Source organism: Frankia sp. CcI49 (assembly GCF_001983215.1).
Taxonomy (GTDB): Bacteria; Actinomycetota; Actinomycetes; order Frankiales; family Frankiaceae; genus Parafrankia; species Parafrankia irregularis.
This window is the reverse complement of sequence record NZ_MOWP01000027.1, coordinates 57,193-70,337: the sequence shown is the minus strand read 5'-3', so window position 1 is coordinate 70,337 and position 13,145 is coordinate 57,193. Positions and strand designations below refer to the sequence as shown.

The window sequence follows — 13,145 nt, the reverse complement described above, 5'->3', positions numbered from 1 at the left end:
AGGCTCAGTGGAGGGGACTGTCATGGCCGGTCTTCGAGGGCGAGGGCCTGGGCGGGGAGCCGAACGGGACGAACCCGTTCCCGCGGACGAGATCGCCGCGTGGTTCGCAGCCAGGGTTCCCGCGGGCTGGTTCACCGGGCCGCCCCGGGTGACGATCGACCGGGACGAGATCACGGTTGTCGGCGCGCTGGTGCAGCCTGACCCGGCCGGTTCAGCCCCGGGTGGGTCGGCCGCGGAGTCTGCCGCGGGGTCTGATGCGGCCACGAGCGGGCCCGCCGCCGCGGCCGAGGCGGCCGGCTGGATCCGGCGCTTCCGCGAGGAGACGAGGGACGGCCGGATCGTGCTGGCACGGGAGGCTGAGCAGCGGTTCGGGCGCAAGGTGGCCTGGGGTGTCTCGTTCGGCGGCGCGACCGAGCTGTTCACAGCCCTGTCCGTCCCGGTGATGACCCGGCTTCGCCAGCCGGAACGGCAGGTCCTGGACACGCTGGTGGATTCAGGTGTTGCGCGCAGCCGTAGTGAGGCCCTTGCCTGGTGCGTCCGGCTGGTGGGGGAGAACGCGGATGCGTGGCTGGCCCGCCTGCGAGAAGCGATGGAAAAGGTCGAGCAGATCCGGGCCGAAGGTCCGGGAATTTAGTCGCTCCCCGCGGATGCGGCCGATTCTTCCCGCCGGCAGGGAGCCGGTCGGCAAGGCGAAACCGGCTGTCCGCCGGGTGCTCTACCCGGTGTCGGGTGAAGTCCGGTGAATGGGTTTCCCGGCCTGCTTCTGGCGCCTCGCCCCGGACCGGCTCGTCGTCACCGAGAGTGGCATCGTGTGGATGTGGGCAGGTCGGCGAGAGCCTTGTGATCTGTGCGTTTCGACGTCTTGTCAAAGGCGCGGCGATGTGCCCCCGCTGTCACCGGAATGCCCCGGATCTGTCATCGGATCGCCCCGGTGTTGTCACTGGATCGCCGTGGCCCGGTAACCGGAACGCCGCGAGCCGGTAACCGGATCGACGCGGGCCCGGTCGCGCAACGGCACGCTCGCGTCACCCGCCGTGGGGCGCAGCGCCGTGCGGGGCACCTGAAGCGGGTGGCCTCGGTGGCCTCGGGCGGCTCCGGAACGGGTGACTCCGGAGCCGGTGACCGTCGCTTCCCGGTCCCTGCTAGCCGAGCATTGCGATCATCAGCGCGATGTAGTGGCAACAGGCGGCGACGAGCGTGAACGCATGGAACACCTCGTGGTAGCCGAACGTGCTCGGTGCGGGGTTGGGTCGTCGCGATGCGTACACCAGGGCGCCGAGGCTGTAGCAGGCGCCGCCCACCAGGAGCAGCACCGTCGCGGCCACCCCGGCCTGATGCATCAGCTCGGGGATGACGAAGACGGCCACCCAGCCGAGCGCGATGTAGAGCGGCACGATCAGGAAGCGCGGAGAGTGCAGCCAGAGCATGCGCAGCGCGACACCCAGCGCCGCGCCGCCCCACACCACGCCCAGCACGATGCGGGCTGTGTGCGGGGGCATGGCGATGAGTGCGAATGGCGTGTAGGTGCCGGCGATGAAGACAAAGATCATGGAGTGGTCGAGGCGCTTCATGAGCTCGCGAGCGCGTGAGGTCGACCACATTTTTCGGTGATAGAGGGCACTGGTTCCGAACAGCGCTGCAATGCTCAGCGCGTAAACGGTCATCCCCAGGCGGGCCCTCAGCGTGGTCGCGAGTGCCACCGCAATGACGCCTAGTGCGAGGCTCACGGGGAATGCTCCGGCGTGTAGCCAGCCCCGCATGCGTGGTCGCACCAGGTCACGTGGATGTGCGTTCCGGGCTGTGTCGTCGATGCTCAGGGTCTGCCGAGCGAGGGAGGCCACGGCACAGCACGATATCCGGTCCGCATCCAGGTCACGAAGCGGAGTGGCTCGGCGTCGGTCGGTTCGCTCCGGATCGTGATGGATCCTACGTTTCCGCGTACTGCCTACCGCGCGACTCTGCACCGAAAGCGCGGTACAGTCTAATGATCCTGAACGCGGCCTCGAACTGCCCCGTTTCCCGCATGTTTGTACCTGGGTGTCTGGTGGTGTTCGGGTGCGAACGAGGCACCTGACTGAGGGCACTCGCACACGGGACGAGAACGCGACAGGTCAACTCGACCGGAGGTGTGAGCTGTGACGACTGCGGCACAGATTCCCGGGCTGGATGCCGCCCCCACCAAGCACGCCAGGTTGATCGCCTGGGTGCGTGAGATCGCCGAACTCACCCAGCCGGACCGTATTGAATGGTGCGACGGCTCGGAGTCCGAGTTCGATCGACTGACAACGCTCCTCATCGAGAAGGGCACCCTGGTCCGGCTTGCCGACGACAAACGCCCGAACAGCTTCTACGCTGCGTCGGATCCGAGCGACGTCGCGCGGGTGGAAGACCGGACCTACATCTGTTCAGAAAAGGCCGAGGACGCCGGCCCGACCAATAACTGGTTGGACCCGGCGGAAATGCGCACGAAGCTGGGTGAGCTTTTCGCCGGGTGCATGCGCGGGCGGACGATGTATGTCGTCCCCTTCTGCATGGGCCCACTCGGATCCCATATTTCCGCTCTTGGTGTCGAAATCACCGACTCGCCGTATGTGGTCATCTCCATGCGCACGATGACCCGTATGGGTGCGCCGGCTCTGGAGCAGCTCGGCGAGGATGGTTTCTTCGTCCCTGCGGTGCATTCACTGGGCGCACCGCTGGAGCCGGGTCAGGCCGACGTCCCGTGGCCGTGTAATTCGACCAAGTACATCACCCACTTCCCGGAGAGCCGCGAGATCTGGTCCTACGGGTCGGGGTACGGCGGCAACGCCCTGCTCGGCAAGAAGTGCTACGCACTGCGTATCGCCTCGGTCATGGCTCGTGACCAGGGGTGGCTCGCCGARCACATGCTGATCCTCAAGCTGACCTCGCCCGAGGGGAAGGTCCACTTCGTGGCCGCCGCCTTCCCGTCGGCGTGCGGCAAGACCAACCTCGCCATGCTGATCCCGACGCTGCCCGGCTGGAAGGCCGAGACCGTCGGTGACGACATCGCCTGGATGCGCTTCGGCGAGGACGGCCGCCTCTACGCCGTGAACCCGGAGGCAGGCCTGTTCGGCGTCGCACCGGGTACTGGTGAGGAGACCAACCCCAACGCCGTCAAGACGCTGTGGGGCAACGCGGTCTTCACGAACGTCGCCCGCACCGACGACGGCGACGTCTGGTGGGAGGGCCTCACCCCGGACAAGCCCGCGCACCTGATCGACTGGAAGGGCCGGGACTGGACCCCCGAGTCGGCCGAGCCGGCGGCGCACCCGAACGCCCGGTTCACCGTGCCGGCCAGCCAGTGCCCGACGATGGCGCCGGAGTGGGAGGACCCGTCCGGTGTCCCGATCTCGGCGATCCTGTTCGGCGGGCGCCGCGCGACGGCGGTTCCGCTGGTGACCGAGGCGCCGGACTGGCAGCGCGGAGTCTTCTTCGGCTCGATCGTCGCGTCGGAGACCACGGCGGCCCAGGCGGGCGCGATCGGGAAGCTGCGGCGTGACCCGTTCGCCATGCTGCCCTTCTGCGGCTACAACATGGCCGACTACTTCGCGCACTGGCTGAAGATCGGCAAGAGCTCCGACGCGGACAAGCTGCCGCGGATCTACTACGTCAACTGGTTCCGGAAGAGCCCCGAGGGGCGCTACCTGTGGCCAGGGTTCGGCGAGAACAGCCGCGTGCTGGCCTGGATCGCGAGCCGTCTCGACGGCGCCGCGAAGGGTGTGGAGACGCCGCTGGGCATCCTGCCCGCGCCGGGCGAGCTGCCGACCGACGGCCTCGACGTCTCCGCGGAGGACCTGGAGACGCTGCTGACGGTCGACACCGAAGTGTGGCGGCAGGAGGCCGAGCTGATCCCCGAGCACTACAACACCTTCGGTGACCGACTGCCGGAGGAGCTGTGGGCCGAGCACGAGGCGCTGATCAAGCGTCTCAACGGCTGACGGCCGCGCGGGCCGGGTAGCTGGCTGGCCGGGCTCCCCGGCTGGCCGGCCGGCCCGGGCCGAGGCCGGCTGACGCGGCTCTGAGACGCCGGCTCGCGGACCGGCGCCCGCGTCACCACACGGAGATCACACCGAAACATTCGACGGACCGGCGCCCACGATCATTTCGTGGGCGCCGGTCCGTCTTTGTGCGTGCCGGTGGCCTCGGCTTCCAGGCGGCCGGCCGGTCGCATGCGGATGACCGGCCGCCGAGAGCCGGTCCGGGCGCGGTCCCGGCCTGGGCCGTCCGCGGCCGGGCCGCGACCCCGCGGTCTGAACATGGTGTCGCCGTGCCGTCGGAGGGGCCGGGACCAAGGCCGGACCTGGCCCGTGGCGCCCGTGGAATGCGACGGAGCCCTCGAACCAGTCGACTCGTTCCCGGGCCGCCCAGGCGTGCCCGCGGAGGTTCCCGGTTGCGGGGTGGCAGGAATCTCACCGGAGAGTGACGCCCGGATCCTCGCGACTACCGCATCTGAGAAGAACCAGTCGGTTTCGTACCGTGAGATTAGCCGCAGAAGGTGACTAGTACCCGGCCATCGCCGAGCATAGACCACGAAGGGCACACAAAGACAAGCGAAGCGTGTTGTAAGAAGTTGGTCGCCATCTTGCGGGGTGACGGCTAACGTGAGAGCCCTAGCGTCTCAAGTCGTGGCCGGCATCGGGTCGGCCACTCGGGAGGCCCCTCGGTGCCGCAAATGCGACAACGCCAGGAGGCCGGTACCCGGCCTCTGCCAGGGGGCCCGGTCCCGGATACCTCCGAGTAGGCGGGTGGGCGTGTGCCACGAACGCATGTCGTCGACACAAGCGTGCTGCTCTCTGATCCTGGCGCGCTGCTGCGGTTCGCGGAGCACAATGTCGTGCTCCCCCTTGTCGTCATAGGGGAGCTGGAAGCCAAGCGGAACCACCCGGAGCTGGGTTGGTTCGCCCGGGAGGCTCTGCGCATCCTGGACGACCTCCGGATCCGGCACGGCCGGCTGGATCAGCCGCTGCCGTTGGAATCCGGGGGAACACTACGGGTCGAACTTAACCACACCGACTCGTCCGTGCTTCCACCGGGGTTCCGCGTGGACGACAACGACTCCCGGATCCTCTCCGTGGCCCTCAACCTCGCCGGCGAAGGCGCCGACGTCGTGCTGGTCACGAAGGATCTCCCGCTGCGGGTGAAGGCGTCCGTTGTCGGGCTCGCCGCCGAGGAGTACCAGGCGCTGTCGCCGGTGGACAGTGGCTGGAGCGGGATGGCGGAGCTCATGGTCAGCCAGGACGATCTGGACCGGCTCTACGCCAAGGAGCTGGTGGAGATCCCCGAGGCGGCCGACCTGCCCTGCCACACCGGGCTGGTGCTGACCACGACGGGCGGGAGCGCCTCCGCGCTCGGCCGGGTCACCGCCGACAAGTCCATCCAGATCGTGCGCGGTGATCGGGACGCCTTCGGCCTGCACGGCCGTTCCGCCGAGCAGCGGGTCGCCCTCGACCTCCTGCTCGACAACGAGGTCGGCATCGTCTCCCTGGGGGGCCGGGCCGGAACGGGCAAGTCCGCGCTGGCGCTTTGCGCCGGCCTGGAGGCGGTCATGGAACGCCGCCTGCACCGCCGGGTCGTCGTCTTCCGCCCGCTCTACGCCGTCGGCGGCCAGGATCTCGGCTACCTGCCCGGCAGCGAGAACGAGAAGATGGCGCCCTGGGCGCAGGCCGTCTTCGACACTCTCGGCGCGCTCGTGTCGCCCGAGGTCATCGAGGAGATCGTCGACCGGGGCATGCTGGAGGTCCTCCCGCTCACGCACATCCGCGGCCGCTCGCTGCACGACGCCTTCGTCATCGTGGACGAGGCCCAGTCGCTGGAGCGCGGCGTGCTGCTGACCGTGCTGTCCCGGCTCGGCCAGGGCTCGCGGGTCGTGCTCACCCACGACGTCGCGCAACGTGACAACCTGCGGGTGGGTCGGCACGACGGAGTCGCCTCGGTGATCGAGACGCTCAAGGGCCACCCCCTGTTCGCGCACGTCACCCTCACCCGTTCCGAGCGCTCGCCGATCGCCGCGCTGGTGACGACCATGCTTGAGGACCTCGTCCTCTGAGTCGACCAGAACGGCCGAACTTGCCCAGTTTGGCCTAACCGCGCGAACGGCGCACCGCGATGGCCTCGTCGCTGGTAGTGGCAGGCGACGAGGCCGGACCTCGGCACCCACCGGGAGCGCTCCGGCGGGAACTACTGACGCGTCGCCGTGGTTGTGTGGGTGGAAGCACGGAGGTGGTTCGTGATGTTCTTCGGTCGCCACAAGACGACCATCCCGACGGCCGAGCAGGCGCTGCCCGGCCGCGCCGCACCGATCCTCACCAACCCTGGCCGCCACACCGTTCTCGGGACGTCCCTGCTCGGCCCCTTCCCCGCGGGCCTGCAGACGGCGGTGTTCGGGCTCGGCTGTTTCTGGGGTGCCGAGCGGAAGTTCTGGCAGGTCCCCGGTGTGCACACGACCGCGGTCGGCTACGCGGGCGGCCACACGCCGAACCCGACCTACGAGGAGACCTGCTCCGGGCTCACCGGTCACACGGAGGCGGTGCTCGTCGTCTACGACCCGGCGAAGGTCGGCTACGACGAGTTGCTGCGTGTGTTCTGGGAGAGCCACGACCCGACGCAGGGCATGCGCCAGGGCAACGACGTGGGCACCCAGTACCGTTCGGCGATCTACACGACCAGCGACGAGCAGGCCGCCGCCGCGCTCGCCAGCAGGGACGCCTTCCAGCGTGTGCTCGACGCCGCCGGCTACCCGCAGATCACCACCGAGATCGCCCCGGCCGGGCCGTTCTACTACGCCGAGGAGTACCACCAGCAGTACCTCTCGGGCAGCAAGAACCCGCACGGCTACTGCGGCCTCGGCGGCACCGGCCTGTCCTGCCCGGTAGGCGTCGCGTCCACCGGCCCGACGGAATCACTGGCCGACCAGCGCTGACTGCGTCCGGCGCCGACGGTCTTCGTCGGCGTCGACATGCTGGTGCGCCGAGGGGCTGACTGTCCGTATTGGTACTCTCTGCGCGAGCAGGCCGAATGGACCCATCGGGGGATGGGTCTCGAAAGCGGCGTGCGCAGGGGGAAACTCAATGTTTGTTGTTCGACAGCTGCCCACGCGGGTGGCGGCAATGGCGCTTGTCGTCGCGGCGGTCGTGGCGACCCTTGGCTTCGGGCAGGGGACCGCGGCGGCGGCCACCACCACCTGCACGGATCGCCAGTTGCCCGTATCTTCGACCGCCAGCTACCTGGGGGTCGACCGTCGGCACTCCGCACAGTTCCGCGGAGTGATCGTCGGTGGTGTGACCAACGTGAACTTCTGGTTCGACGGCGTCTACCGCGGTCAGTTCCGTGCGAACGGGCTCCTGGTCACGGGAACGGCGCCGATCTCGGCGCTGTACAAGACGGTGACCACAACCGAGATCTGGCTCGGAAAGGTCCGCCAGGTCGTCAAGAGCGTTCCTTATCTGCGGGTGTGTGGCAGCTACTGGATCAAGCTGTCCTGACCCGAGGCAGTCGCGGGGGCCGCCGTATCCGCGTGGTCGGATACGGCGGTTCGGTAACCCGCATCGAGCCTGCCGGCCGGGCAGGCCAGGCTCACCTCAGGTGCTGGCCGGCCGGGGCTGGCCCTGCCCGGGCGCCGGCCCGGCCTACGCTCAGTTACTCAGGGGTACCGCTTGGGTGCCAGTGCGGCCAGGCCGGCGCGGACGGCGGCCGCGGAGTCGTCGAGCTCCGCCCGTGGGCGGATCCGCCAGTCGGCACTTATCCGGAAGGTGTCGCCGGCGAAGCGCGGAAAGACATGGAGGTGCACGTGGAACACCTCCTGAAAGGCGGCCTCGCCGTCGGCGAGGAAGAAGTTGACGCCTTCGCAGCGCAGTGGGGAACGGCGCAATGCCCGTCCTAGGAGGTGTGCGACCCTCCACACCCGGGCGCCGTCCTCATCGGTCAGGTCCTCCAGCCCGGTGGCGTGCCTGCGTGGTACGACCAGAAGGTGGCCTGGAGTCACGGGCGCGTGGTCGGTGAAGGCCACGATGTCGTCGTCCTCGTAAACCAGGCTTGCCTCAACCTCGCCCCGCGTGATCGCGCAGAACACGCAGTGGTCGTGAGCCACGCGCGGACCTCCCAACTGGTGATCTTCCGGCGCGCGGCCGGATGCGCCTCATGACCCGGCGGTGGGCTCGACCCGGCGCCAGGTCTCGTCCGTGATGATCACATGGTCGAGGAATCGCAGGCCGAGCACCTCGGCTGCCTCCTGGATCCGGTGGGTCACCTGGCGGTCGGCGAGGCTCGGCTCCGGGTTGCCGCCCGGGTGGTTGTGGGCCAGGCCGAAGGCGGAGCCGCCGCAGCGCAGCACCTGCGTGAGCAGCTCACGGACACTCAGCGCACTGGCCGTGGACGTCCCCTGGCTGAGCGGGCTGGCCCGCAGCACCGCGCCGTTGCCGTCGCACACGACCACGACGACGCGCTCGCCGCGCAGACCGCGCAGCAGCGGTGCCGCCGCGGCGGCCAGGGCGGCGGTGCTGCCTACCGCCGCCACCGCCCCGCCCGGTGCGCGGGCCCGCTGGCCGAGGTGGAAGGCGGCGCAGATCCGCGCCGCTTTGGCCGGCCCGACCCCCGGCTGGCAGGTCAGCTCCTGCGGGTCGGCCCGGGACAGGTCGTGGAGGCCGCCGTGCCGGGCGATGAGCCGGGCGGCGAGCTCCACGGCATCGCTTCCGGGAGTGCCGGAGCCCAGGAGGATCGCGAGCAGCTCACGATCGGCCAACGCCTCGACGCCGCGCGCAAGCACCCGTTCACGTGGCCTTTCATGGACGGGGAGGTCCTTCAACCGCATGTTCACTTCCCCCGTTTCCGGTGTGTTCTCGCCCGGTGTTCCGTGTGTGTACTGGTGCCCGCGTTGTTCCTGTGTGCGACTACGGTAGGGGTTGGGTACGACAGGCTTCGCGGTCGGGCGCTTCGAGGGGTCCGCAACGTCCGCGGCTGCCTGCGCGTCTGTCTTGTGCCTGCACACCTCGGCGCGTGGGAGAAAAAGTTGGCTCGCCGTAGTTACGACCTCCATGCAAGTGGTATCGGCTACCGCACACGCGGTAGCGATTTCCGGACGTGGGACCAGCTCAGCCGCCAGGAGCGGAGAACCGGCCTGACGGTGCTCGCCGCGATCGGCGTCGTCGCCGTCGTCGCGGTCTGGCTCCTGGTCGGCGATGAGACCAGCGTCGGTGCCGAAACCGGCGCGGCGGCACCGCCGACCGTCGACGTCAGTGCCGAGCTCGATGCCTGGTACGAGTCGACGGCCACCGAACGTGCCGCCATCGCCAGGGCGGCCACGGACGTCCGGGCCTTCATCACTGCCAACGACGGGCTTTCGTTGCAGCCGGCGTGCGTCACCCTCGGGGAGGCGGCACAGCGGGCGGCGGCGGTGACGGCCGCGCCCGCCCAGGCCGCGCACCAGGCCTGGTCGGATGGCGCCGCCGCCTACACCAGCGCGGCGGCGGTCTGCGGCAACCTGTTCGACGGCACGAAGGAGTCGGTCACCTCCCTGCTGGGGCGGACGACCGCGGCGCTCGACACCGCGGACGGCACCTGGACCAGGCTCGCGGCCGACCTGGGGCAGCCCGCGCAGACTGTCCAGCCGGCCTCGGGCGGGTGACAGTCCGCGACTGCGGCGGCGGATGCTGCGAGACTCCGTGCAATGGATTACCTGGCGAGGCTGGAATCCCATGCGGACGCCCTGCTCGACTCGGCGCTGCGTGATCTGAACGCCGCCGTCCCCGGCTGCCCCGGCTGGGACTGCCGCCGGCTGGTTTCCCATGTCAGCAGGCTGTACACCGTCACCGCGAGGCACCTCCCACGGGGCACGACCGCGGAACCCGAGCGGGTGCCGGCGCCGCCACGAGACGACACCGAGCTCACGGCCTACTACCGCAAGGCCGTCGCGGACGTCCTGGCCGCCATGCGGGACGTCGATCCGGCCACGCCGGCCTGGACGTTCACCGCCCACATCACCCCCGGTCTCGCCTCCTTCTGGCCGCGCCGGCTGGCCAACGAGACCCTCGTGCACGCCTGGGACGCGGCCAGCGCCTTCGGTGAGCCTCCCGAGTTCGTGCCCGAGCAGGCCGCGGACGCGGTCGACGAGGTGCTGACGTTGCTGTTGCCGGCGGCCCGGGTGGTCGGGATCTCGCCCCCTGGCGAGGGCACGGCCCACGTCCACCTCACCGACATCCCCGGTGAGTGGCTGGTGCGGTTCGCCGGCCCGGCCGCGGCGGTGACGACCGAGCATGCGAAGGGTGACGCGGCGCTGCGCGGACCTGCCGGGCCCGTCCTGCTCGCGCTGTGGGGCCGGCTCGATCCGGCCGATCCCGGTCCACGCGGCGGCGGCCTCACCGCCTTCGGCGAGGCCGACCTGCTGCGTGCGCTGCAGTGCGGGCGATAGGGACGCCCGGCGTCAGGAGGCGCCGCCCGTACGGCGGAACAGCGTGGCGGTCGGGGATCCCGCGGTCAGGGTCGCCTTCGCCGGAGTGAACAGGAAGGACTCCTGCGGCAGCCCGTCCGGGTCGAGGAAGAACGCCTGCTCGATGGAGTCGATCTGGACGCTGGCACCGGTGTCGTAGCCCTTGCCGACGACCCGGGTCGCCTGGATGGAGGCGATGTCCTCGGCGACCGTTCCCGGCGGGAGCGCGATCGCGGTCTGGGCGGGAGAGTCCTGCTCAAGGGACCACGCGGGGTACACCTGGTTCGACCGGAAGGTGGTCGGGTTGCCGGACAGCCGCACCCCGACCGAGACCCCGATCCAGGCGTTGTCGGTGTTCGGCTTGCTGGTGGTCTTACGGAGAACCAGGTACAGGTAGGTGCGCGGGTCGGCGATCTGCTCGGTGGACGACGCCTCGGGCGCCTCGGTGACCTTGCCCTCGCGGTTGACCTCCTGGGCCATCACCCAGTACGTCCACGGGTTCTCGTCCATGACGTGTTCGCGGGCCTGGTTGACCGGGTCGAGCGGGTCGCCGACGGCGAGGGAGAACCGCATCTGCCCGTCCGTCTGGTTGCAGATGTTGTTGTTCAGCGTGCAGGTCTGCAGCACCGGATGGGTGCCCTCGACCTTGCCCGTGAACGGCGTGTCCACGTGGTCGGGGCCCTGCACGGTCGCACTGCCGGGCACGGCGTTGCCCGCGGCGTCGACCTCGACCCGGTAGGTCCACTCGATGTCCGTGGTGCGTCCCCACTGGGCCATCAGCGCGGGCGTCGACGTCCCGCCGTCCTCATTGCTCCAGATCATGGAGTAGGTCAGCAGCCGGTGCCCGGAGATCGCTGTCTCCGCCGCCGAGTAGAAGGCGACGAGCGGCGAGTCGGTCAGCGCGTTCTGGTAGGGGCCGGTCGCGGGTGTGCCCGCGAGCAGCGCCGGGTTCGGTGTCGTGCGCCCGTACAGCACCGGGGCGTTGCGGGCCGCGGCGTAGTGGGAGTCACCGGGGGTGATCGTCCGGAAGGCGAACTTGGACAGCTTGGCCTGGGTGGAGCCCTGGGGCGAGCGGTCCGCGGCGAACTGCAGGCGCAGTGCGTGCTCACCGGCGGTGAGACTGCCCAGCGCCAGACTGCGCCTGATCGCGAACGATGCGGGGATCACCAGGTCCGTCGTGTAGTTGCCGTCCACGAACATGGAGACGACCGCGGACTCGGAGCCGACGGTTCCCCAGGAGACCCCGGGCGCCTCGGTGGTGATATCCAGCACGACCTCGCCGGCGGTCGCGACGCTGAACGGGACGGTCGTCTCGGCTGCGCGTTCAAGCACGACCTCGGCCGGCGGGGCGGCGTCCTTGTCGTCGGAACCGCAGGCCGCGAATGTGACGGCAAGCATGGCGACGGCCAGGCCGCCACCGAACAGCCGGCGAAGTTGCCCAGACACCCGATTCCCCTCCGTGTGATCCGGGAGTCCCCACCGCGGCCGCGGCCATGTCCCACTCGTCCCGAATCGTCGCGCAATCCCGCGCGCCTCCATCCTGACGGGTACGTTGCCCTCGGTCGCAGCCGGCTCCCCACGATGGGAGCTGTCGTCCTGGTAGGCACCGTTACGCGGTACGGTCCCGCGCACTCCCAGTAGTCAGGCCGATGTCATCGGCCTGTCACCCCCGGGGGCACCTGGGTGGGGGCGGCCATCCGGGTACCCCCGGCCCCCGGTGATGGCGTGCGCCGATGGCGGCCGGCGGCAGCCGCTGGGAGGGTGGCGGACGTCGCGTCGCCGGGCGGCCGGATACCCAACCGAACGTGCCCGCCGATCACGCGGTCGCGCAAGCGCGTCCGGCATCATTCCTCCAGGGGTGCGTGCCTGGGGACAGCGCCGTCGAGCACGCTGGGAGGCACCGTGCGCAAGTTTGTGATCATGGGTGTCCAGGGAAGCGGCAAGGGCACCCAGGCGAAGCTGATGGCGGACGAGCTCGACCTGGTGCACATCAGCGTCGGCGATGTCTTCCGCTGGAACGTGCAGCACCATACGAAGATCGGTGCGCAGGTCAGGCGGATCGTGGCCAGCGGGCACCTGGTGGGCGACGACCTCGTCGAGTCGGTGGTCCGGGCGCGACTGACCGAGCATGACTGGAACTACGGGTTCATCATCGACGGCTTTCCGCGCAACGCCCGGCAGGCCGAGTTCTTCCTGGAGAGCTACGACATAGACGGGGTCATCTACCTCGACCTCCCCGACGAGGAGGTCGTTCGCCGGGTGCTGGCGCGCCGGCTGTGCTCACGGTGCGGGCTCGACTACAACCTGATCGCGAGCCGCCCGCAGGTCGAGGACACCTGTGACGTCTGCGGGGGAGCGCTGGTGACCCGCTCCGACGACAACCCGGAGGCGTTGGCCGTCCGGCTCTCGGAGTACCACGCGAAGACCCGGCCGGTGATGGACATCTTCCAGCGCAAGGAGCATGTCGCCGTCGTGGATGCCCGGCGATCGGTGCTGGAGGTGCAGGCGGAGATCCGTGAGCACTTCGACCTGCCGTCACCTCGAGCCCTCGCCACCCGGCCCACGGGCCGGGCCGCCGGGCCACCCGTGGACCGGATGAACGGCCAGCCGGGTGACCAGCCGGCCGCGGCTGACCGATCGGCCAGCTGATCCGCCAGCCGGCCGCGCGGTGGCCAGATCGGCAGGTCGCGGCCGGCTGGTCGCG

At 69.9% G+C, this 13,145-nt stretch carries 12 protein-coding genes; 8 read left to right on the top strand and 4 right to left on the bottom strand.

What is annotated here, in order from left to right:
- Positions 1-22: 22 nt before the first annotated feature.
- Positions 23-634 carry a hypothetical protein gene (locus CcI49_RS23955; protein WP_054565222.1) on the top strand — a complete coding sequence of 204 codons (612 nt, stop codon included), beginning with the start codon at positions 23-25 and terminating at the stop codon, positions 632-634.
- 508 nt (positions 635-1,142) lie between these two features.
- Here the strand turns inward: CcI49_RS23955 and CcI49_RS23950 are convergent.
- A complete protein-coding gene (locus CcI49_RS23950) occupies positions 1,143-1,760 on the bottom strand; it encodes a hemolysin III family protein (protein WP_054565498.1) in 618 nt (205 codons plus the stop codon).
- A 375-nt stretch (positions 1,761-2,135) separates the two neighbouring features.
- On the opposite strand from CcI49_RS23950, the gene CcI49_RS23945 reads away from it, so the two are divergent.
- From CcI49_RS23945 to CcI49_RS23930, 4 genes are all read left to right on the top strand, one after another.
- The gene (locus tag CcI49_RS23945; protein WP_054565221.1) at positions 2,136-3,959 is read left to right on the top strand and encodes a phosphoenolpyruvate carboxykinase (GTP); all 1,824 of its coding nucleotides are present in this window, start codon (positions 2,136-2,138) and stop codon (positions 3,957-3,959) included.
- An 815-nt stretch (positions 3,960-4,774) separates the two neighbouring features.
- Positions 4,775-6,067, top strand: coding sequence for a PhoH family protein (locus tag CcI49_RS23940; protein WP_006539887.1), 1,293 nt, complete (start codon positions 4,775-4,777; stop codon positions 6,065-6,067).
- A 183-nt stretch (positions 6,068-6,250) separates the two neighbouring features.
- A complete protein-coding gene (msrA, locus tag CcI49_RS23935) occupies positions 6,251-6,940 on the top strand; it encodes a peptide-methionine (S)-S-oxide reductase MsrA (protein WP_076829491.1) in 690 nt (229 codons plus the stop codon).
- Positions 6,941-7,127: 187 nt separating this feature from the next.
- Positions 7,128-7,502, top strand: a complete 375-nt coding sequence (locus tag CcI49_RS23930) for a hypothetical protein (protein ID WP_241840208.1) — start codon at positions 7,128-7,130, stop codon at positions 7,500-7,502.
- A gap of 158 nt (positions 7,503-7,660) precedes the next feature.
- Here the strand turns inward: CcI49_RS23930 and CcI49_RS23925 are convergent, their stop codons facing one another.
- Together CcI49_RS23925 and radC are read right to left on the bottom strand one after the other, a co-directional pair.
- Positions 7,661-8,107 (bottom strand): HIT family protein, encoded by a 447-nt coding sequence (locus CcI49_RS23925; protein WP_076829487.1) that lies wholly within the window; start codon positions 8,105-8,107, stop codon positions 7,661-7,663.
- A 48-nt stretch (positions 8,108-8,155) separates the two neighbouring features.
- Positions 8,156-8,827 carry a DNA repair protein RadC gene (gene radC, locus CcI49_RS23920; RefSeq protein ID WP_054565497.1) on the bottom strand — a complete coding sequence of 224 codons (672 nt, stop codon included), beginning with the start codon at positions 8,825-8,827 and terminating at the stop codon, positions 8,156-8,158.
- A 198-nt stretch (positions 8,828-9,025) separates the two neighbouring features.
- On the opposite strand from radC, the gene CcI49_RS23915 reads away from it, so the two are divergent.
- Together CcI49_RS23915 and CcI49_RS23910 are read left to right on the top strand one after the other, a co-directional pair.
- Positions 9,026-9,640 (top strand): hypothetical protein, encoded by a 615-nt coding sequence (locus tag CcI49_RS23915; protein ID WP_054565217.1) that lies wholly within the window; start codon positions 9,026-9,028, stop codon positions 9,638-9,640.
- Between the two features lie 42 nt (positions 9,641-9,682).
- The gene (locus CcI49_RS23910; protein ID WP_054565216.1) at positions 9,683-10,423 is read left to right on the top strand and encodes a maleylpyruvate isomerase N-terminal domain-containing protein; all 741 of its coding nucleotides are present in this window, start codon (positions 9,683-9,685) and stop codon (positions 10,421-10,423) included.
- A 12-nt stretch (positions 10,424-10,435) separates the two neighbouring features.
- Here the strand turns inward: CcI49_RS23910 and CcI49_RS23905 are convergent, their stop codons facing one another.
- Positions 10,436-11,887, bottom strand: coding sequence for a hypothetical protein (locus tag CcI49_RS23905; RefSeq protein ID WP_054565215.1), 1,452 nt, complete (start codon positions 11,885-11,887; stop codon positions 10,436-10,438).
- A gap of 456 nt (positions 11,888-12,343) precedes the next feature.
- Here CcI49_RS23905 and CcI49_RS23900 point away from each other — a divergent pair, with 456 nt between their 5' ends.
- Positions 12,344-13,090 (top strand): nucleoside monophosphate kinase, encoded by a 747-nt coding sequence (locus tag CcI49_RS23900; RefSeq protein WP_054565214.1) that lies wholly within the window; start codon positions 12,344-12,346, stop codon positions 13,088-13,090.
- Positions 13,091-13,145: the final 55 nt, after the last annotated feature.